Below are 20,764 nucleotides of genomic sequence, written 5' to 3' on the forward strand. Positions count from 1 at the left end.
ATGCGATGTGCAGCGCAGCTGCACGAGCCGTCAGCTTTGAGCTTGTGACCTTCCGGGCCCCCTGTGCGGCGGTGAGGGGTGGACGAAAAGGCCCGCAGGGGGATCGGCATGGATGCCGATCCCTTTTCGTCAGGGCAGGATGCCCTGTCGAAAAGCCCGGCCGCCCCTCACGAACTGGCCGGCTTTACCGGCCAGCGCCAAGTGGGGGTGCCCTTTCTTTGGGTTACTTTTCTTTGGGCAAGCAAAGAAAAGTGACTCGGCCTCCGGCAGGAGGGCGAAACGCCCGCTGCGTAAGCGGCCAGATCGCGGTAACGCAACAATCAAACACCGAGGCTCAGGACCCTGGCCTGCGCCGGGGTGACGGCTAAAGATGGAACCATGAGGCGAGCACCCACCCCTCACCCCAACCCTCTCCCCGAAGGGGAGAGGGAGTAGACCTGAGGCGTTCCTTCAGCGCCGCACTCGCCCGATCCACGCAGGATTCACGAATCCGCCGAAACCAGATTGACCGCCCACCTCAACCCTCCCCAAAAGGAGAGACGACACAAACGCGATCAATGGCGGAAGTGGCGAATCCCAGTAAACACCATCGCCATACCATGCTCATCCGCCGCAGCAATCACCTCTGCATCACGCATCGAGCCACCCGGCTGGATCACCGCGCTGATACCCGCCGCAGCCGCAGCATCAATGCCATCGCGGAACGGGAAGAACGCATCCGATGCCATCACCGAGCCGCGCACTTCCAGCTTCTCGTCGGCGGCCTTGATGCCAGCGATCTTCGCGCTGTACACGCGGCTCATCTGGCCTGCGCCCACGCCGATGGTCTGGCGGTTCTTCGCGTACACGATGGCGTTGCTCTTGACGTACTTGGCTACCTTCCAGGCGAAGATCAGGTCGTCGATCTCGGCGGGCGTCGGCGCGCGCTTGGTGACGATCTTCAGGTCTTCGGGCTTCACCGTCGCGCGGTCGGCGGTCTGGATCAGCAAGCCCGAGCCTACGCGACGGGAGTCGTTGCCCGGATGTGCCTTGGTGAGGTCGCCATCGGCCGGTGCCGGAATTTCCAGCACGCGCACGTTGGCTTTCTTGGCGAAGACTTTGAGTGCGTCGTCTTCATAACCCGGCGCCAGCACCACTTCGACGAACTGGCGATCAACGATGGCCTTTGCGGTTGCCGCATCCACGATGCGGTTGAAGGCAATGATGCCGCCGAAGGCGGAGGTCGGATCGGTCTGGTAAGCCAGGTCGTAGGCGTGGCCGATGCCGTCAAGGCTCACTGCCACGCCGCACGGGTTGGCGTGCTTCACGATCACGCAGGCCGGCTTGGTAAAGCTGCGCACGCATTCCCACGCAGCGTCAGAGTCGGCGATGTTGTTGAAGGAGAGCTCTTTGCCCTGCAGCTGGCGGAACGTGGCCAGCGTGCCCGGCGCGGGATACAGGTCGCGGTAGAACGCAGCCTGCTGGTGCGGGTTTTCGCCGTAGCGCAGGTCCATCAGCTTGACGAAGCGGCCATTGGTCTGCGCGGGGAACGGGTCGTGGCCAGCGATGGCGTCGAAGTCGTCGTTGAGCTTGAGTGCAGAGAGGTAGTCGCTGATCGCGCCGTCGTAGTTGGACACGCGGTTGAACGCGGCGACTGCGAGCTTGAAACGCGTGGCGCGCGAGAGGCTACCGTGCGCTTCGATCTCCGCCAGCGCGTCGTCGTACTGGTCAGGCGAAGTAAGCACGCCCACGTCGTTCCAGTTCTTCGCGGCGGAGCGCAGCATGGCCGGGCCGCCGATGTCGATGTTCTCGATGGCGTCTTCCAGCGTGCAGTCAGCGCGGGCCACGGTCTGCTCGAACGGATAGAGGTTGAGCACCAGCAGGTCGATCGGCGCGATGTCCAGTTCCGCCATCACGCCGGCGTCGACGCCGCGACGACCCAGCAGGCCGCCATGCACCTTGGGGTGTAGCGTCTTGACGCGACCGTCCATGATCTCGGGAAAGCCGGTCAGTTCGCTCACATCCTTCACCGGGATGCCTGCATCGCGTATCGCCTTGGCGCTGCCGCCGGTGGAAAGCAGCTCCACGCCCTTGGCGGACAGGCGGCGGGCGAGATCGAGCAGGCCCTGTTTATCGGAGACGCTAAGCAAGGCACGGCGAATCGGTGCCGGGGACGCGGCGGACATGAGGCATGTTCCTAGAGGGAAAGACCTCAATTATAGACCCAGCGCTCTCGGGCGCGCGGTTTGGCCTTCTTTAGGCGCGCAGTACCAGGTGCAACAGCGGAAATGGGCGCCCGCTGCCGTCCAGTTCGGAGCGTCCCATCTCCACGAAGCCGTAGCGCCGATAGAAGCGTACCGCCTGCGGATTCTGCTCGTTTACGTCGGTGGTCCACGCCGGGTGCGAGGGGGCCTCGGTGATCACCTGATCAAGCAGGCGACGCCCCAGGCCCTGGCCGTGCAGCGTGGGGTTTACGAACAAGGCTTCGACGTGGTGGCCGTTAGTGGCGATAAAGCCTTCCACGTGGCCGTCGCGTTCGATCACGCGCACGTTTAGCCGTCCAAAGATATGCGGCAGGAAGGAGCGGAAGAAGATGATGTCCTCTTCCGCAAGAAAATCATGTGTGGCGCGAACTGCCGCTTCCCACACTTCCGTGATGCGGGGTTCGTCGGCCGCCGATGCGGCACGAATCGAAATGGGCAGGGTCATGGCTTTCGATCCAGTCGCGCGATTCCGTGCGCGAGCGAGCGGCGTCCCTTCAGAGCAGGCCGTGTGCGGCCAATTTCTTGCGCAAGGTGGCGCGATTGATGCCGAGCACCGCAGCGGCGCGGCTCTGGTTGCCGTCGTGCCAGGCCAGCACTTCGCGCAGGAGGGGGCCTTCGACTTCGCGAATGACGAGCGCGTGCAGGCCCTCGTCGCATTCCGTATCGCCGATGTCGGCGAGATAGCGGCGGACGGTGCGGCTGACGCATTCGCTCAAGGCGCTCTGCGACGACGTCTCTTTGGGAGACTCGCTGGCAGGCAGTCTTACGGCGTTCACGGGCATTTCCCCTCACGTTCTGACACGGCGGCTACGTAGGCCACCGCAATGTTTATGGCAATACCGCGGGCGGCGGCTCGCATGGAACGCCGGGTGCAGCACAAGACGAAGGAGCGAGTTTACCCTCGCGTGCCGAGAATTTTAAGTACCCGGTTCGTAAGAGGGCATCTGGCCTTCAAAAACAAAATGTCCTATGGACATGCACTTGCATTGATGGCACGACCTGTGCCTGTGCGGAAACTGACGATAAGAACCGTGCGCTCACTTGCACTTTTTCGGCAATAGATCGAATGGATGGCTATTCGAAACCGAATTCAAAGGCGACAGCCTTGCCGCCCGGATCTTCCACTTCAAGCATCAGCGCCGCGCTGCCGCCGGGCGGTATGCCTGCCTGCAGCACGGCGTTGTCGCTGAGATATTCCGTGGGACGAAGGCGCCGCATGGCGAGCCGGTTGCCGTTGGCATCGGACAGCGTGATCGATACGGTGGGATACGGCTGCGCGAACGGTGCGTCGTTGCGCAGGTTCGTCGTGATGAGCAGCGCGCCAGGCACGGAGGGGTGGGCCTGTACGTCGCGCGCCACCATGATCAGGCGCGAGGTGTCCTGCACCGGCGGCAGTTGGCAGCCCAGCGTGGCGCAGGCGTTGCGCAGCAGCGGGCCGGCAGTATCGTCGGCGATCAATACGTCGCGCTTGGCCCAGGCGACCTGTGCGGCCAGCGCGAGCAGCAGCAGCGTACAGGCGGTGATCCATGGCCAGCGGCGTTTTTTCTCCGGCCGGCGCGCGAAACGCGGTGCCACCACGAGGTCGGCGAACTCGTCGAGCACATCGTGCGGAGCTGGTGCCTCCGCGACGGCGGGAAGCTCGGCAGGTGGGCGATAGACCGCGAGGTCGAGCCGAGGCGGCAAGTCCAGCGTGCGTGGCGGCAGCTGTTGGAAAGGTTCCGGCGGCAACTGGTCGCAGAGGCTTGCCAGTGCGTCGAAGATCGCATCGCAATGTCCGCACACGACTTCGCCGCGCGCCTGCGCAAGCGTTTCCGTGTTCACGGAGAACACGGTGAGGCAGTCGGGGCATTGGGCGTACATGCGGACCGTAATGATCGGGCTCGACGGCAAGCCTAGTGCACCGCGCGCGACAAATCACCCGCGCATGAGCCCAGATCGTGAATGGTCACTCAGTTACGGTGATGTGGAGCGTGATGAAACAAGAGCCGCTCTATCAGCCACTCTTGCGTCGCCCGCTGATGCGGACCCAGTCTTCCTGTGCCTCCACGCGGAGCTCGTCGAACCACTCGGCGTAACGTGCCAGCAGTTCGTCCTCCTGGCCTTGCAGAATGCCGGAGATGGCGAATGGTGCGCCGGGTTTGGCAGCAGCAGCAAAGGTGGGCGCCAGTTCGCCGAGCGGGCCGGCGAGGATGTTGGCGATGAAGACGTCGGCAGGCGACGCGCAGGGATGCGCTAGTGCCGCGGGCGCAGGATGCGCAGGAGCGGCCGAGGCCGCGAAATCTTCCGGTAGATAAAGCGCGAGGCGGTCCGCCACTTCGTTGCGTTCGGCATTGTCCGCAGAGGCCGTGAGAGCTTGCGGGTCGTTGTCCACGCCTACTGCGCTGGCGGCGCCAAGCTTGAGCGCGGCGATGGCGAGGATGCCGGAGCCGCAGCCGAAATCGGTGATGCTCTTACCCTTCAGATCCAGGCTGTCGAGCCATGCGAGGCACAGCGCGGTGGTGGGGTGCGTGCCGCTGCCGAAAGCGAGACCCGGGTCCAGGCGCACCACGACGATGTCCTCACCGGCCGGCGGCTCGATATTCCACGGATAGATCCACAGGCGCTGGCCGAATTGCATCGGCTTGAACTGATCCATCCAGGCGCGTTCCCAGTCCTGGTCGGCGATGTCGCGGAACTGGATGTGGTCGGGCTCCAGCCAGGGCAGCAAGTCGCCCAGTGCTTCGCCCAGGCCGCGGCGATCCGTATCGGCCTCGAACAGCGCGTTGAGCGTGATGGTCGGCCACAGTGGCAACTCGCCTACGCCCGGTTCGAAGATGGCTTGCTCGTCCGGCGTCTCCGCATCGGCGTCCTGCAGCGTGACGGACAGCGCGCCGAGGTCATCCAGCGCTTCTTCGACGCGAGGCTGTTGATCGGCGCGGATGGTGAGCGAGAGTTCGAGCCAGGGCATGGGGATAATCCTGCGGTTCAGGCGCGCATTGTCGCCGATGTGGCCGGCGTGGTGCACGGCGCCAGCCCGCGTGGTTACAGCGATTCCGGCGGAACGCCGAGGAAGCTATCGTGCTTGCGGTAGTGATCCAGCGCGCGAGCCAAGTCGTCCAGCGTGGACGATGGATGATGCCGGCGCTGCACGAACAGCACCTCGGCGAAATCGGCTGCTTCGAGGAAATGGCGCAGATGGTGTTGCGCGGCGAAAGGCGGCAGGGCTTCGCCGTGGTCGGCGATCAGCGCGTCGTCTTCGTCGGCAACGTGCGAGAGATACAGCCGGCAGGTGGGGTCGGTCACGTGGCCGTGGATATAGACCCAGGCGTAACGGTCCCAGCCGTCGCCTTCATCGAACGCGTCGGTGATGGCGTCGATGGCTTCGCGGAGAGTGAGTAGTGCGGACATCGTCGAAGGCAACGCCGGCGAGCTGCTGAAGCAGCTCGCCGGTCAAGCATCAGCCGCCAGTGGCGGCCTTTTCCTTCTGCTCGGCCATGCGCTTTTCCAGGTAGTGGATGTTCTGTCCACCCTGCTGGAAACCGACGTCAGCCATGATGCGCTGCTGCAACGGGATGTTGCACTTCACGCCCTCGATCACCGTTTCGGCAAGCGCCAGACGCATGCGCGCAATGGCGGTTTCGCGATCCGGGCCGTGCACGATCAGCTTGCCGATCATCGAGTCGTAGTTCGGCGGAATGCGATAGCCGTCGTACAGATGCGTATCCACGCGCACACCCGGACCGCCCGGTGCCTCGAAGCGCTTCACCGTACCCGGCGAGGGCAGGAAGTTATCCGGATCTTCCGCGTTGATGCGGCATTCGATCGCGTGGCCGTTGATCTTGATGTCTTCCTGGCGGATCGAGAGCTTCTCGCCGCCGGCGATCAGCAACTGCTCGCGCACCAGGTCGATACCCGTGATCAGCTCCGTCACCGGATGTTCCACCTGGATACGGGTGTTCATCTCGATGAAGTAGAAGCGGCCGTCTTCGAACAGGAACTCGAAGGTGCCAGCGCCGCGATAGCCGATACGGATGCACGCGTCCACGCACACCTTGCCGATCTGCTCGCGCAATTCCGGCGTGATGCCCGGCGCGGGTGCTTCTTCCACCACTTTCTGGTGGCGACGCTGCATGGAGCAGTCGCGCTCGCCCAGGTGGATGGCGTTGCCCTGGCCGTCGGCGAGCACCTGGATTTCCACGTGGCGCGGATTCTCCAGGAACTTCTCCATGTACACCTGATCGTTGCCGAAAGCGGCTTTCGCTTCCTGCTTGGTCATGGTGATGGCGTTGCCCAGGTGCGCTTCGGTGCGAACCACGCGCATGCCGCGACCACCGCCGCCACCGGCGGCCTTGATGATCACCGGGTAGCCGATGTCGCGCGCAATGCGGATGTTCTCTTCCACATTGTCGCCGAGCGGACCACCCGAGCCCGGCACGCACGGTACACCGGCGGCCTTCATCGCGCGGATGGCTTCCACCTTGTCGCCCATCAGGCGGATCACATTGGCGGTCGGGCCAATGAAGATGAAGCCGGACTGCTCCACCTGTTCGGCGAAGTCGGCGCGCTCGGAGAGGAAGCCGTAACCCGGGTGAATAGCCTGGGCGTCGGTGATTTCCGCCGCAGCGATGATGCGCGGGATATTGAGGTAGCTGTCGACGGACGGCGCGGGGCCGATACAGATCGACTCGTCGGCCAGGCCGACGTGCTTAAGGTTGCGGTCGGCGGTGGAGTGCACCGCCACGGTTTTGATGCCAAGGCTGTGGCAGGCGCGCAGCACGCGCAGCGCGATCTCACCACGGTTGGCAATGACGACTTTTTCGAGCATGGGCATAGAGGGTGGCCGGGCTTAGCCGATCACGAACATCGGCTGGTCGAATTCCACCGGCTGGCCATTCTCAAGCAGGATGGCCTTCACGGTGCCGGCCACGTCGGCCTCGATCTGATTGAACATCTTCATCGCTTCAATGATGCCCAGCGTCTCGCCGGCCTTGACCTGCTGGCCGACCTTAACGAACGCGGCGGCACCCGGGCTGGACGAGGCGTAGTAGGTGCCGACCATCGGCGCCTTTACTACGTGACCGGCGGGCAGCGCAGCCTCAGCCGGGGCGGCTTCGACAGGTGCTGCGACGGGCGCGGCGGCCACTGGCGCAGGCTGCATGGCCACCGGCGCGGGAGCCATCGTCACGGTGCCCTTGGGCACGCGCGACAGGCGGACCACTTCTTCGCCTTCCTTGATCTCAAGTTCCGCGAGGTTGGATTCCTCGAGCAGGTCGATGAGCTTCTTGATCTTGCGCAGGTCCATGTTTCAAACCTTTTCGTTGAGGCCGCCAGAGGGGCCGAAATGGAAAATCGTGGGCAGAAAGCCCGGTATCAGGAGGCGGACGCGCCCGCGCGGTCCAACCGGTTCAGGGCGGCATCCAGCGCCAGCCGGTAGCTGTCTGCGCCGAAGCCGCAGATCACGCCAACGGCAATGTCCGAGAGATAGGAGTGGCGACGGAAGGCCTCGCGGGCGTGCACGTTGGAAAGATGCAGTTCGATGAACGGGATCGCCACGCCAGCCAGCGCGTCGCGCAGGGCGATACTGGTGTGGGTGAGGGCGCCCGGGTTGATCAGGATGATCGCCGTGCCGTCCAGGCGGGCCTGGTGGATGCGGTCGATCAACGCGTGTTCGGCATTCGACTGGAGCGTTTCCACGCTGTGTCCCGCCGCTTGCGCGCGCTGGGTCAGCTCAGCGTCGATATCGGCCAGGGTGTCGCGGCCATAAACTTCCGGCTCACGTACGCCCAGCAGATTGAGATTGGGCCCGTGCAGGACCAGAACCTTCGCCACGCCAGCATCCAGATTGCACCGGCGAGGCCGGCGTCCGGCGCGGAGTGTGCGCGCCCCGGCGGATGTTGTCCAGTTCGGCGCAGTTCGGCGATGTTTGAAGGAGAAGTCAAGGTTAAACCGTGCGGCGACGTATGGCCGTGAAAACCGCGTCAGGGCGCGGCTGGCGCGGCCCAGGCTTTGAGGTCATCCGCGTCCAGCATGCCGCGCCGACTGAACAGCACGTGGCCGTTCTCGTCCAGAAGCACGCTGTACGGCAGCACTTCGCCGACGTTCCCTAATCGAAGCGACGTGCTGGGGCTGTCCAGGCTGCCCAGCAGGACGGGGTAGTTCACGGGGTGGGTGCTTAGGAATGCGCGCACCTGCGCCGGGTCGTCCATCGCAATGCCAATGATGATCGGGCCACTTTTGTCGGCGTGTTCGCCGACGTTGGCCTGCGCCTTTACCAATGCGGGCATTTCTTGCAGGCAGGGGCCGCACCAACTTGCCCAGAAGTTGAGCAGCACGCGGCGACCGCGGTACTCGGACAAGCGATGTTCTTTACCGTCCAGCCCTGCCAGCGCCAGATCGGGGGCGATCTCGCCCTTTTCGGCCACATGTACGCCAGCGGGCACACGGGCACGCTGGCTGGCGTGTTGCAGCCAGCCGCCGGCAGCAGCGGCCAGAACGGCGGCACCCAGGATGATCCAATTGCTGCGACTCATCATGGGTTGGTGGCGACCGGTGTGCCCGCAGCCTTGGTCAGGGCCTCTTCCACCAGCGAAGAGGTCAACACCGTCGGCAGGCGGTTGCCGTGGCCACCGTCTTTGGGAAACACCACATAGAGCGGCACGCCGGGCGAGTGGTATTCCTGCAGGAAGGCGGTGATGGCGGGATCTTCATTGGTCCAGTCGCCCTTCATGTAGACCGCGCCGGTCTTCTTGAGCAGGTCGCGGAAGGCGTCGGTGTCGAGCACGGCATGCTCGTTGGCCTTGCAGGTCACGCACCAGTCGGCGGTCATGTCTACGAATACCGGCGTGCCGGCCTTACGCAGTTCGGCCAGCTTCGCCGGGGTGAAGGCCACCGTGCCGTTCGCGCTCACGGCGTTCTGAGCGGCAGGCGCCGCTGCTGGCAGGCGGACGAGGGCGTAGAGCGGAATGGCGGTGAGCAGGGCGAGCACGATCACCCACGAACGACTGGCGCTACCGCTCCAGCGGCTCTTTTCAAACCACCACAGCGTCATCGCGAGCAGCACCGCGGCCACCAGCAACAAGCCCACGGCGTCCGCGCCACGCTGGTTAGCCAACACCCATGCCAGCCAGACGGCCGCCAGATACATGGGGAAGGCCAGCACCTGCTTGAGCGTCTCCATCCATGCGCCCGGCTTCGGCAACAGGCGAGCCAGCGCGGGCACAAAGCCGATCGCAAGGAAAGGCAGGCACAGGCCCAGCCCCAGCGTGAAGAACACCAGCATCGCTTGTGCAGCCGGTGCCGCAAATGCATAGCCCAGCGCCGGCCCCATGAACGGGCCGGTGCACGGGCTGGCCACCACGACGGCGAGCACGCCGACGAAGAAATCGCCTCGCCAGCCCTTCTGGTTTGCCAGCGAACTACCGACGTTGCCGAGCGATCCGCCGAACTGCACCACACCGGACATCCACAGGCCGGCGGTCAGCATGACCAGCGACAGTGCGGCGACCAACAGCGGGTATTGCAGTTGTGCGCCCCAGGCCTTGGCGAGCGCCACCACAGCGACGCCGAGTACAACGAAACTGGTCAGCACGCCGGCGCTGTAGGTCAGTGCATGGCTGCGGCGACGCGCGGGGCTTTCGCCGCTTTCGATCACCGATACCACCTTGATCGAAAGCACCGGCAGCACGCACGGCATCAGGTTGAGGATGAGTCCGCCGAGCAGCGCATACAGCAGCGCAATGCCCAGGCCTACTTCGCTGGTCCGTGCCGGCGGCATCTCCGGCGCGGGCTCCGCGACGGTGCCGCTGGTCGGAGTTGCACCGCTCAGGTCGATCGACAGCGCGCGCGTCATCAGTGGATAGCAGATGCCACCGTCCTGACAGCCCTGGAAGCCGGCTTCCAGATTCACCGTCTTGAGGCTGGCGGTATTCCCTTCGATGGTGACCGGCAGCTCGACCTGGTCGAAGAACACCGTGGTCTTGCCGAAGTGCGCGTCCTCGTGTTCCACGCCAGCCGGCCATTCGGGCTTGGCCAGCGAGAGGTCGGCATCCTTGAGCTTGAGCGCGGTCTGGTCGCGATACAGGTAATAGCCCTTGGGCATGGTCCAGCGCAGCAACAGGTGCTGGCGGTCTTTGGCCAGTGCTTCCAGATGGAAGGCCTGTTCGGCGGGCAGGGAGGCACCATCGCCAGCGCCGCGGTTGGAACCCAGCTTGCCCAGTGCAGCGCCCAGCGAGTCGGCCGCGCCAGCTACCGGTGCTCCCGACGCAGGGATCGGCAGCGTGAGCTGTTCGGTATGCGGCGGGTAGCAGATCTTCGGATCCACCTCGTGGCAACCCTGGTACTGCACGCTGAGCTTCAGCTCGGTGGTGCCGGCCGCGACTGTGTAGGGCAGGGTGGCGTCGACGCTGTGGTGGTAGGTCTCCACATCGCCCAGGTATTCGTCGTGGTGCTTCTCGCCATCGGGCAGTTGCGCGTCGCCCAGCGTCACGCCGTCGCCGGGCTTGAACTTCATGCGGCCGCGGTAGAGGTAGTAATCGGGCGCGATGGTCCAGTGCAGCTTCACCACGCCGGGCGTGGAGGCATCGGCGGTGAGCTTGTAGGCTTCGGTGACCGGCAGCAGGCCGTCAAGGTCGTCCTGCGCCAGCGCGGGCAGCGCACCGAGCAGCAGACAGAGCAGAGTGAGGAAGCGTGCGGCCAACCGGCCGGGGTGAATCAGGCGCATTGCGGCTCCGGCATGGGAGAAGCCCGCGCCAAGGCGCAGGGCGAAAGGGGATTATGGCGCAGCCCGCACCTTCAGGCTCACCGGAGAGAGACCGTCGCCGCTCAGGCGCGTTCCGTCATTACTTCGCTCGGGGTGCCGCTGCGGTTACGCAGCCCCACCAGACCGGTGGTCAGCGCCACACCCAGCAGGATCACCACGCAGCCGCCGCCCATCGCCAGCGTCACCGGCTCATGCAGGAACAGCAGCCCCCACATCACGCCGAATACCGGGATCAGAAACATCACCACCATGCTGCGCGATGCGCCCACGCGGGCCATCAAGCCATAGAACAGTACATAGGCAAGCGAGGTGCAGATAGCCGCCAGGCCCAGCACGGCCAGCCACGACGCCCATCCCGGCGTCTGGGTGGGCCACATCCAGACGGTGAAAGGCAGCAATAACAGCGCGGCGGCCAGTTGGCTTCCGGTGGCGACGCTGAGCGGCGTGACACCACTGCGCAAGCGGCGGTGGCTGTAGTGCGCGCCGAAGGTGTAACAGACATTGGCACCCAGGCAGGCGGCCATCGCCCAGCCCATCGCATGCGCGCCACCGCTGAAACCCACGGTGCCGGCCACCAGCCACACCACACCGCTGAAGCCCACCACCAGGCCACTGGCCTGTATGGGGCTCAGCTTCTCGCCCAGCAGCATCCAGCCCGACAGCGCCACCAGCAGCGGCGCGATGGCGTCGGAAATGGCGGAGACACCCGCGGGCAGGCTCTTTGCCGCGAAGGAGAACAGCACGAACGGCAGCGCCGAATTGGCGATGCCGACGATGGCGATATCGCGCCAATGCGTACGCATCTCGACCAGCCGCACACGTGTCAGCAGCGGGATCGAGCAGATCGCCGCGCCAATGGCGCGCATGCCCGCCAGTGCCATGCCGCCGAACTCATCGGCGCCCATGCGCATGAACAGGAACGAGGCGCCCCAGATGGCTCCCAGCAACAGTAGTGCGGCGATGTCGGAGGTTTTCATGGTTTTGGCTCTGTAGATCTTGCTCGTCATTCCGGCGTAGGCCTGAATCCAGTAGAGAGTCGTTGGATCTTCGCGAAAGACAATCATCGGTCTCGCGACAACCTGCCACTACGGAAACTGGATTCCGGCCTCCGCCGGAATGACGAATGTGAGAGGTGGTCTGTGATATGGAAGGCTAGCCGCCCATAGTGTCAGAACCTGTCAGCAGACTTCACGCTTCAGGTTTCGATCCTTGCCCGAACAGCACCCGGCGCTCCTCGTCGGTCAGCGCCTGCTTGGGCCGGTAGGCGTTCTCTACACCCTCGTACGTGCGCAGCGTGGCGGGGCGCTGCGACATGGCGATGAACCAGCGCTCCAACTGCGGGAAGTCCGCCAGGTTCTGGCCGTGCGCCTCGTGCGGCACGATCCACGGGTAGCAGGCAACGTCAGCGATGGAAAACTCGCCGCAAATGAACTCGCGCCCTGCCAGCTGGCGATCGAGCACGCCATAGAGGCGGGCCACCTCGCGCGTATAGCGGTCGATGGCGTACGGCACTTTCTCCGGCGCATACACATTGAAGTGTCCGACCTGGCCCGCCATTGGGCCCAGTCCGGAGACTTGCCAGAACAGCCACTCCAGCACTTCCATGCGGCCGGCCGTGTCTTTGGGGATGAACCGACCAATCTTCTCGGCCAGATAAAGCAGGATCGCGCCGGATTCGAACACGGCCAGCGGCTCGCCGCCGCCGGCGGGTGCATGGTCGACGATGGCGGGAATCTTGTTGTTCGGCGAAATGGCCAGGAACTCCGGCTTGAACTGCTCGCCCTTGCTCAGGCTCACCGGCGTGATGAAGTAGGGCAGGCCTGCCTCTTCAAGGAACAGCTTGATCTTCAGGCCGTTGGGCGTGGCGGCGAAGTACAGCTCGATCATGGCGGATCTCCGTGAGATGACGTGGAGCAGTGTCCCGGTTTCACTGGTCTTGAAAAAGATCCAGGTCAAGGGAATTCTTTAGGACCAGTCAACCCACCCGGATGCCGGCATGGACCACCCCCTGGCTTTCCCGTTGGACATCCCCGTGCGCGGCCGGTTGCAGGCGCTGCATGGGCAGTTGCGAGCGGCCATTCTGGACGGGCGACTGCGCACCGGGCAGACCCTGCCTTCGACCCGAGCCCTGGCGACCTCGCTGAACGTGTCACGGAACACCGTGGTGGCCGCGTACGACCTCTTGCTCAGTGAAGGCTACGTGGTCTCGCGACAAGGCGCGGGTTACGTGGTGGCGCATGCCGGCCCTACGCAGGCGGGCGCTCCGCCGCCGAGTGCTGGAGGCGAGATGCGGTTGCAGCCACGCTGGCGCGATGCGATCGCTCCGGCGCCCATGACCGCCTTGCCACCATCACGTTATGACCTGCGCGTGGGGATGCCCGATGTCTCGCGCTTTCCCTTCGAGGCGTGGCGCAAGCTGTCCGCCCGGGCCTTGCGTACGCTCACGCGAGCCATGTCCGTTTACGACGCCGTCGAGGGGCGCGAGGCATTGCGCGAAGCGATTGCGGGGCATGTGTCGTTTGCGCGCGCGGTGACCTGCAGTGCGGCCAACGTCATGGTGACGGGCGGTGCGCAACAAGCCTTCGACCTGCTGGCGCGCATTCTGGTGACGCCCGGCCACACGGTGGTCGCGGTGGAAGATCCCGGCTATCCGCCGTTGCGCGCGACCTTCGAAGCCGCCGGCGCCCGCGTGACGCCCGTGCCGATCGACGAGGAGGGCCTCATCGTGGAGCGCACTCCACCTGACGCCCGCGTTATCTATGTCACTCCATCCCATCAGTTCCCCTCCGGCATGGTGATGTCACCGGCGCGGCGCGTGGCCTTGCTCGACTTTGCGCGGCAACAGGGCGCAGTGATCATTGAAGACGATTACGACGGCGAATTTCGATACGGCGGGCGCCCACTCGACGCACTGCAGACGCTGGATCGCGACGGCTCGGTGTTCTACGTCGGCACGTTCTCCAAGAGCCTGTTTCCGACCCTGCGCCAGGGTTACGTCGTGGCACCGAGCTGGGCCATGGCGGCACTGGGCGCAGTGCGCCAACTGGTGGATCGCCACAGTGATCTGCTCGCCCAGGACACGCTGGCCTGGTTCATCACCGAAGGCCATCTCGCGCGACATGTGCGCAAGATGCGGCGCATCTACGCGGAACGCCGCGACGCCTTGCTGGAAGGCCTGTCGCGACATGCCGGTGAGGCCCTGCGCCCGCTGGCATCGGACGCCGGTCTGCATATCGCCGCCGAACTGAGGTGGCCGGTCGACGCGAGCCGGCTGGTCAGGGACGCCGCCATGAAAGATATGCGTATCGAAGCGCTGGGCGATTACGCCATCGGCGAGCACAAGCCCAACGGCTTGGTGTTCGGTCTCGGCGGTATACCGGCCACGCGCATGGACGAAGCGACACGCCTTCTCGCGCGCTTGCTCCACGAACACCTCCCGCGCTGACGCTGGTTCCCTCGTTTCTGCGCCAACTGGACCTGTCCGACCGTTGGGCAGCGGAGGAGCATGCGAGCTCTCCCAGCCAAGGATGCTCGCCGTGCGTTACTTCGCCCTGCTTTGTCTGCTCGTGTGTTGCATGGTGGCGTATGCCTCTGAGTCTGGTCAGTCACGCGCTGAGATGGCCGGGCGCAGCCTGATTGGCCAACCGGCGCCGCGCGTGGTGGTCAAGACTATCGACGGTCAAACCATCGACTTGGGGGCGCTCTACGGCAAAAAAGCTGTCTATCTGAAGTTCTGGGCCACCTGGTGCGTGCCGTGTCGCGAACAGATGCCGCACTTCGAGCGTTCCTATGAACAGGCCGGCCCCGATATGGCCGTGATCGCCATCGATGTGGGCTTCGATGACAGCGTCGAGGAAGTACGCAAGGCGCAGAAACAGTTGGGGCTTGGCATGCCGATCGTGTTCGATGATGGGTCGCTGGGCGAAGCCTTTCATCTGCGCGTTACGCCTCAGCATGTGGTGATCGGTCGCGACGGCCGCATCTTGTACGTAGGGCACGAGGCGAACGACAAGCTGGATGCCGCGCTTGCGCAAGCACGCAGCCGCTCATCGGCGCAGATGGCCTCGGCTGCCGCGCCGAAGGACGAGCCGCACTACGACGTCGGTGATCGCGTGCCCGCATTCAACGTGCAAACGCTGAGTGGCGCGTCGCTACCGGCCTTCGGCGCGAAAGCCGGGAAGCCCACAGTGCTGCTATTCCTTTCGCCGTGGTGCGAGTCATACATCGCCACGAGTCGCCCGGCGTTGGCGCAGAGTTGCCGCGCGGCGCGTGAACGCGCTGACGTGCTGGCACGCGACAACCATGCGCAGTGGCTGGGCATCGCCTCAGGGTTGTGGGCCAGTCGCGAAGTACTGGCCGACTACCAGCGCGAACACCACATCGCCATGCCGCTGGCACTGGACGACTCAGGCGCGTTGTTCCGTCGCTTTCGGGTGATGCACGTACCCACGGTGATCGTGCTGGATGAGCAGGGCAAGGTGCTTCGCCGTAGCGAAGATGTGGATGCCGCGCTGCCCTCGCAGCAGTCCGCTGTCACGGTGCGCTGATCATGCGCGCCGCTCACATTCTCGTTTGGATAACGGCGCTTGCCCTGACGATGCCAGCCATGGCGACGCACGACGAGTCGCTGCTGACGGCGGCGTTGACGCGCGCGCCAGGTCAATTCATCGAAGCCTTGCGTGTCACTTATGCGCCAGGTGAATCATCCAAGCCGCATTCGCATGATCGCGATGCTTACGTCTATGTGCTGCAAGGTCACGTGCGCAACCAAGTTGAAGGCCAGCCGCTGCGCGTGTTCGCGGCCGGCGAGAACTGGTTCGAGCCGGCCGGCGCACGCCACCTGGTCAGCGCCAACGCCAGCGATAGCGAGCCGGCCACGTTCCTGGTGGTGTTCGTGGGTGCGCAGCGAACTCAAACCGGGCGATAACGCTGGAGTGCGTCGCCGAGCATCTCTTTAAGCGGAGTGAGATGGTGCGCGTACTTCGTCCACTGGTCCAGGCCGTCGCGGAAGATCGGGCGACGCACCTGTTCCGAGCTGGCGGTGCGTACGCTGCGCTCCGTCTTGTGGAAGTCCAGGCACGAAGCCTCGAACGGAAGCTCGCAGAAATCGAGAATGCGTCGAACGTTGCCTTCCAGATCGTCCACCACGTCTTCGTGATGTACGCGCAGCACGCGGCCCGGTAGCACCTTGTCCCAGTGCGCCATCAGGTCGAGATACGTGCGGTAGTAGCGCGCGATATCTTCCATGCTGTAGGTGAACTCCTGGCCGCTGGCAAATAGCTGCTTGAGGTTGCTGAAACAGCAGGCCATGGGTTCGCGACGCGCGTCGATGATCTTCGCGTTGGGAAACATCAGGTGGATCAGGCCGATGTGCCGGAAGTTGTTCGGCATCTTGTCGATGAAGCGGGCCGCGCTGCCGCGATAGATGCGAGTGTCGCGAAGGTATCGTTCGCCTAGCTCACGGAAAGCTTCCAAGGGCACATCGGCGAGCACGGCCGGGTAACGCGGGTCGTCGAAGTCCGGCTCGCGTCCTTGCAGTTCGAGCACGATGCGGGGGATGTCGGCGAGCTCTTGCGTGCCGTCGACCTGCGAATGCGAGGCGAGGATCTGCTCCAGCAGCGTGGAGCCTGCGCGCGGCAGGCCGACGATGAAGATGGGGTCGGGGCTGGGGTCGCCAACGCCGGCGCGTGCAGCGAAGAACTCGCGCGTGCATACGGTGATCTGCCTGCGCGTATTGGTTTCGATGATCTCCGGACGGTAACGGCTTTCCGCGCGTTTGAGCGCGTTGCCACGGGCATAGTGCTGCCAGGAAGCGTCATGGTCGCCACGATCCTCGAACGCTTTACCAAGTGCGAAACACAGGTGATAGCGATCCACGGTTGGCGTGTCCGCTGCCGCTTCCCCTGCAGCCATGCGGGCGATCTCGTCGTCGCTGAAGCGATACGTCTTGAGATTCGCCAGGCTCCAGTACGCATCGCCAAAGTGCGGCCTTGCCGCGATGGCGGCGTGATAGGCATCGATGGCGTCGCAGCGCTGGCCTTGCGTCTTCAACGAATGGGCGAGGGACAGGTGCAGGTCTGCAGCGCCCGGTACTTCGCGCAGCAGGGCGCGATACAGCCCGATCGCGCGTTCGTGCTCGCCCAGCCCGACGCAGGCGCTGGCGTGCAGGGTGCGGTAGTCCAGGTGCTGCGGATCCATGGCCAACAGCTTCTCCATCTCCTCGCATGCGCGCTGGTACTGGTGGCGCTCGAACAGCACCTTGGCGTAGTCGAAGCGGGCAGCATGAAAGTCGGGTGCGATTTCAAGCACGGCAGTGAGCAGGGTGTCGGCGTCGTCCAGCACGTCGCGCGCGGCGGCAATGCGCGCCAGCAGGCGCATGCCTTCGACATCGTGGCCCGTGCGCTGCAGGTAAGGTCGGATGAGCTGCTCGGCCTGGGTGAGCTCACCGTCGGAGACCAGGCTGGTGGCCTGCACCACTTCGGGCGCGAGGCGCTTGAGTGTTGCGACGTGTGAGGCCGCCGTGGCTGCGTTGGCGTGGTCGCCGGTCATGCGGTAAAGGCCTTCGAGCAGGTTCCAGCTCGAAGGCAGCGCGGGGTTGAGGTTGACCGCGCGCAGCAGTGCGTCGATTGCCTGCGGAGCATCGCGCTGGACGACGTAGCAGTGGCCGCGTTCCTCGTGGAGTCGACTGAAATGGGGATGCCACCGTTCGAGATCGATGAGCGTGTTCAGTGCTTCATCGACTTGTCCAAGGTATCGCTGACTTCGGGCGATAAGGTGGAGCGCATCGCGGTTCTCCGGCACGTCAGGCAACAGGGATTGCGCCAGCGTCAGCGCTTGCGCGTGCTCCCCCATACCCTGCAGTTGGCGTACGCGCTGGACTTGCTGTTCGACGGACATCTGAGGTGGCTCGGCTACGACGGCGTTCATGCGTTATCGATGGGTAGAACGGATGAGGGGGGCTAAGCCCACGGTAGAACGGAAGAGGGGTGGGCCTAGGCCCACCCCATGCTATGTGCCGATCTGCGACGGCAAGATGTCAGAACTTGAATCCGAACTTCACGCCGACCACGCGTGGGCGCAGGGGCACCTGTGACTGGATGAACTGGGCCGACGAGGTGAACACGCTGGCGTGGCTGTTGCTCAAGTTGGTGCCGTAGAGCGACAGGTCCCAGGCATCCTTCGCGATACCCACGGAGGCGTCGTAGGTCGTGTAGCCCGCCTGCAGGTAGCGCAAGTCCACCGTGGTCGGGTACAGCACGCCTTCGCCGCTGGGGTAGGTGGCCGGCTGGTTGTACATGGAGCCGGTATGGCTGGCGCCGACCATGGCGAAGGCCTTGTAGTTGCCGTTGAAGGTCCAGTCATAGCGGGCGCGCAGGTTGAACTGCGAGCGGGGCGAGAAGGCCGGCTCGCTGCCGGAAGCGCCGAACGGGTTCGCGAATGGCTGCACGCCTTGGCCGGCGATAAGCACCTGGGTGATACACGCGCCGTAGGACGGTGTGTTCGGGATGTTGCCCACCAGGCACGGCGAATTGGTCTGCTTGGACTTGTTGAACGAGCCCGAGCCCATCAACGTCAGGCCGTCGGTGACACGTCCCTCGAACTGCAGTTCCACGCCGTCCACCTTGTAGTTCGGGCCGTTGACGCCGAACGTGGTGTTGCCGAGCACCAGGGGGTTGAAGAACTGCATCTGCACGTTGTCCCACTTCATGTGGTACAGCGAGCCGTTGAGCAGCAGGCGATCGTCGAAGAACGTGGTCTTGAAGCCGATCTCGTTATTGGTGAGGGAGTCCGGCGCGTAGCTGAGCGGCTTGCTGTACTGCGGGCCGTCCGGTCCCTTGGCCACATCCTTGGTGGTGCGGTTGAACGCACCCGGGCGGAAGCCCTGCGAGAAGGTGTAGTAGACCATCGCGTCGGACGTGACGTGCCAGACCAGGTTCGCGCGGCTACGGAAGCCGTGGTATGCGGCGTTGAGGTTCTCTGCAGTCATGCTGGTGGCGTCGCCGCCCACGCACTGGCCGTTGGGCACGTTCACGCAGTTGGAACCCGTGGAGTACTGCGAACCGCGCTGGTACTCGGAGTAGTGGTAGTAACGCGTGCCGGCAGTGGCGGTGAGCACCTCGGGGATGATGTCGTACGACACCGAGCCGAACGCAGCGATCTGCCGGTAGCCACGCTGCTCATCTTCGCCGAACGCCGTGCTGTCGCTTCGCTGGCTGGCGTCCATCTTCGCCGTGCCCGGATAAGGCACCACGTTGGCCACGCACGGTGCACCGCCAGCAAGCGCCGAGGACAGGTTGGGCGGCGTGCAGGACGGGATGGTCTTGTAGTTGAAGTTCATGTCGTCGAGGATCTGGAAATCCTCGTAATACAGGCCGCCGATGGCGCGCAGGCGATTTTCTTCCGGCGTGCTGAAGCGCAGCTCATGACTCAGGTGCGTGCTCTTGACCTGGTCGTTCCAGTAGCCGATCGGGGAGTAGCAAGTCGGCTTGGTGCCAGCGCCCAGGCCGGAGCCGCCGGAGCAGGTGTAGTACCAGCCGCCTGCGGCGCGGGCGTAGTTGGTGTAGTCCTGCTGTTCGCTGATGTGACGGTCGGTGTAGCCACCGGTGTACACCATCGAGACGTCACCGATCTTGCCGTTCAAGGTCCACGCGGTGTTGGAGTTGCGGTCCTTGTCCCAGGCGGGCGCGAATGCGGTGGTCTGCAGCGGCTGCAGGTTCTGGCCATCCGAACCGATCGGATAGGTCGACGACTGGCCTTGCGCATCCATCTCCTGATAGCTCTGCGCGATCAGCACATTCCAATCGTCATTGATCTTGTAAAGCGCGGACACGCGGGCGCCCTGATAATCGACCGGATTCCAGTCCTTCTGCGCCACGGAGTTGTTGTTGGCTGTCGGGCTGCCGGGCACAGCGCAGTAACCGGTGCTGGTGCCCTGGCCGTTCGGGCACAGGCCGCCGGTCGGTTTGATGTTGGCGTAGAAGTTGCCGCCATCGTTGTTGTTGCGGGTGAACGTGCTCGGCACGTTGTCGATGTAGCCGCCGCGATGGTCGTTGTAGATCACGCCACGCAGCGCAAAGGTGCCCGGGATGATGGGCAGGTTGAGCACGGCGTTGGCCGAGTTGTTCGGGTCACCACCAGCGGTCACGCCGGTGCTCGCCTGCACGTTGCCGCTCACCTTGTCCAAGTTCGGCTTGTTAGTGATGTAGCGAACCGCGCCGGCTTCAGCGCCGCCGCCGAACAGCGTGCCCTGCGGGCCTTCGAGCACTTCCACGCGCTCCATGTCTACCATGTAGACGTCGAGGTTGCGTGCCGGGAACTGCATCGACTGGTCGTCGAGGTAGACAGCGACGTTGGGGAATGGCGCGATGGATGCGCTCGACTGGTTGCCCAGGAAACCCGTGCTGAGGCCGCGCATGTAGATATTGCCCTGGCCCGGACCGTTCTCTGCGAACGTGACGTTGGGCAGATACCGGATGATGTCGTCGAAGGTGTCGACGTGGAGCTGTTTCAGCATCGTTCCGGTGAACGCCTGCATGGTGATCGGCACATCCTGCATGTCTTCGTTGGCATGCTGCGCCGTCACCGTGATCGCGCCGAGCGTGGATACAGATGCATCCGCAGTCGGCGCCGGGGGCGGCGCTGCCGGTGGCGTGGCATCGTCGGCATAAGACACACGAGCGACCGCAAGCGCGGCAAGCACCGCGCAAGTGATTGGATTGATCTTCAAGACTGTCTCCCCGAAACGTGAAATGGCCAAACGGCGTCGGCCGGTCGATTGCTGCGA

The 20,764-nt window shown here is 64.4% G+C and carries 19 protein-coding genes; 4 read left to right on the top strand and 15 right to left on the bottom strand.

Annotation, left to right across the window (positions count from 1 at the left end; all coding sequences use genetic code 11):
• Window positions 1–108 precede the first annotated feature (108 nt).
• Complete coding sequence (locus DyAD56_RS23785; RefSeq protein ID WP_158241222.1) at window positions 109–255, top strand: hypothetical protein; 147 nt, start codon at window positions 109–111, stop codon at window positions 253–255.
• A gap of 299 nt (window positions 256–554) precedes the next feature.
• Here the strand turns inward: DyAD56_RS23785 and purH are convergent, their stop codons facing one another.
• The 13 genes from purH to DyAD56_RS01500 all read right to left on the bottom strand — a co-directional run bounded on the left by purH (window position 555) and on the right by DyAD56_RS01500 (window position 12,867).
• Window positions 555–2,165 carry a bifunctional phosphoribosylaminoimidazolecarboxamide formyltransferase/IMP cyclohydrolase gene (gene purH, locus DyAD56_RS01440; protein ID WP_102300948.1) on the bottom strand — a complete coding sequence of 537 codons (1,611 nt, stop codon included), beginning with the start codon at window positions 2,163–2,165 and terminating at the stop codon, window positions 555–557.
• A gap of 70 nt (window positions 2,166–2,235) precedes the next feature.
• Entirely contained in the window at window positions 2,236–2,688 is a 453-nt protein-coding gene (locus tag DyAD56_RS01445) for a GNAT family N-acetyltransferase (protein WP_199178855.1), read from the bottom strand.
• Window positions 2,689–2,737: 49 nt separating this feature from the next.
• Complete coding sequence (locus tag DyAD56_RS01450) at window positions 2,738–3,025, bottom strand: helix-turn-helix domain-containing protein (RefSeq protein ID WP_046970233.1); 288 nt, start codon at window positions 3,023–3,025, stop codon at window positions 2,738–2,740.
• Window positions 3,026–3,317: 292 nt separating this feature from the next.
• Window positions 3,318–4,103, bottom strand: coding sequence for a zinc-ribbon and DUF3426 domain-containing protein (locus tag DyAD56_RS01455; protein ID WP_102300949.1), 786 nt, complete (start codon window positions 4,101–4,103; stop codon window positions 3,318–3,320).
• A gap of 133 nt (window positions 4,104–4,236) precedes the next feature.
• On the bottom strand, window positions 4,237–5,190 hold the full coding sequence (gene prmA, locus DyAD56_RS01460) for a 50S ribosomal protein L11 methyltransferase (RefSeq protein WP_102301101.1): 954 nt from the start codon (window positions 5,188–5,190) through the stop codon (window positions 4,237–4,239).
• Between the two features lie 74 nt (window positions 5,191–5,264).
• Window positions 5,265–5,630, bottom strand: coding sequence for a hypothetical protein (locus tag DyAD56_RS01465; RefSeq protein WP_102300950.1), 366 nt, complete (start codon window positions 5,628–5,630; stop codon window positions 5,265–5,267).
• A 49-nt stretch (window positions 5,631–5,679) separates the two neighbouring features.
• On the bottom strand, window positions 5,680–7,047 hold the full coding sequence (accC, locus tag DyAD56_RS01470) for an acetyl-CoA carboxylase biotin carboxylase subunit (protein ID WP_102301102.1): 1,368 nt from the start codon (window positions 7,045–7,047) through the stop codon (window positions 5,680–5,682).
• Between the two features lie 21 nt (window positions 7,048–7,068).
• A complete protein-coding gene (gene accB, locus DyAD56_RS01475) occupies window positions 7,069–7,524 on the bottom strand; it encodes an acetyl-CoA carboxylase biotin carboxyl carrier protein (RefSeq protein WP_102300951.1) in 456 nt (151 codons plus the stop codon).
• A 68-nt stretch (window positions 7,525–7,592) separates the two neighbouring features.
• Window positions 7,593–8,051 (bottom strand): type II 3-dehydroquinate dehydratase, encoded by a 459-nt coding sequence (gene aroQ / locus DyAD56_RS01480; protein WP_102300952.1) that lies wholly within the window; start codon window positions 8,049–8,051, stop codon window positions 7,593–7,595.
• 149 nt (window positions 8,052–8,200) lie between these two features.
• Window positions 8,201–8,752, bottom strand: coding sequence for a TlpA disulfide reductase family protein (locus DyAD56_RS01485; protein WP_233202239.1), 552 nt, complete (start codon window positions 8,750–8,752; stop codon window positions 8,201–8,203).
• A complete protein-coding gene (locus DyAD56_RS01490; RefSeq protein ID WP_102300954.1) occupies window positions 8,752–10,941 on the bottom strand; it encodes a protein-disulfide reductase DsbD in 2,190 nt (729 codons plus the stop codon). The genes DyAD56_RS01485 and DyAD56_RS01490 overlap by 1 nt, the downstream gene beginning before the upstream one ends.
• Before the next feature lie 101 nt (window positions 10,942–11,042).
• On the bottom strand, window positions 11,043–11,957 hold the full coding sequence (locus tag DyAD56_RS01495; protein WP_102301103.1) for a DMT family transporter: 915 nt from the start codon (window positions 11,955–11,957) through the stop codon (window positions 11,043–11,045).
• A 211-nt stretch (window positions 11,958–12,168) separates the two neighbouring features.
• Window positions 12,169–12,867 (bottom strand): glutathione S-transferase N-terminal domain-containing protein, encoded by a 699-nt coding sequence (locus DyAD56_RS01500; protein WP_102300955.1) that lies wholly within the window; start codon window positions 12,865–12,867, stop codon window positions 12,169–12,171.
• A gap of 109 nt (window positions 12,868–12,976) precedes the next feature.
• Between DyAD56_RS01500 and DyAD56_RS01505 the strand changes: the two genes are divergently transcribed.
• The 3 genes from DyAD56_RS01505 (at window position 12,977) to DyAD56_RS01515 (ending at window position 15,907) form a co-directional block, all read left to right on the top strand.
• Window positions 12,977–14,425, top strand: coding sequence for a PLP-dependent aminotransferase family protein (locus DyAD56_RS01505; RefSeq protein ID WP_102300956.1), 1,449 nt, complete (start codon window positions 12,977–12,979; stop codon window positions 14,423–14,425).
• A 91-nt stretch (window positions 14,426–14,516) separates the two neighbouring features.
• Window positions 14,517–15,527 (top strand): redoxin domain-containing protein, encoded by a 1,011-nt coding sequence (locus DyAD56_RS01510; protein WP_102301104.1) that lies wholly within the window; start codon window positions 14,517–14,519, stop codon window positions 15,525–15,527.
• Window positions 15,528–15,586: 59 nt separating this feature from the next.
• Window positions 15,587–15,907 carry a cupin domain-containing protein gene (locus tag DyAD56_RS01515; protein ID WP_233202240.1) on the top strand — a complete coding sequence of 107 codons (321 nt, stop codon included), beginning with the start codon at window positions 15,587–15,589 and terminating at the stop codon, window positions 15,905–15,907.
• Here DyAD56_RS01515 and DyAD56_RS01520 read toward each other — a convergent pair.
• Window positions 15,892–17,907: a tetratricopeptide repeat-containing sulfotransferase family protein gene (locus tag DyAD56_RS01520; protein WP_233202241.1), complete on the bottom strand. Its 2,016-nt coding sequence runs from the start codon at window positions 17,905–17,907 to the stop codon at window positions 15,892–15,894. The two genes, DyAD56_RS01515 and DyAD56_RS01520, sit on opposite strands and share 16 nt — an antisense overlap.
• A gap of 109 nt (window positions 17,908–18,016) precedes the next feature.
• Window positions 18,017–20,707: a TonB-dependent receptor gene (locus tag DyAD56_RS01525; protein WP_102300958.1), complete on the bottom strand. Its 2,691-nt coding sequence runs from the start codon at window positions 20,705–20,707 to the stop codon at window positions 18,017–18,019.
• Window positions 20,708–20,764 lie beyond the last annotated feature (57 nt).

This window comes from Dyella sp. AD56, from assembly GCF_002878475.1.
Taxonomy (GTDB): domain Bacteria; phylum Pseudomonadota; class Gammaproteobacteria; order Xanthomonadales; family Rhodanobacteraceae; genus Dyella.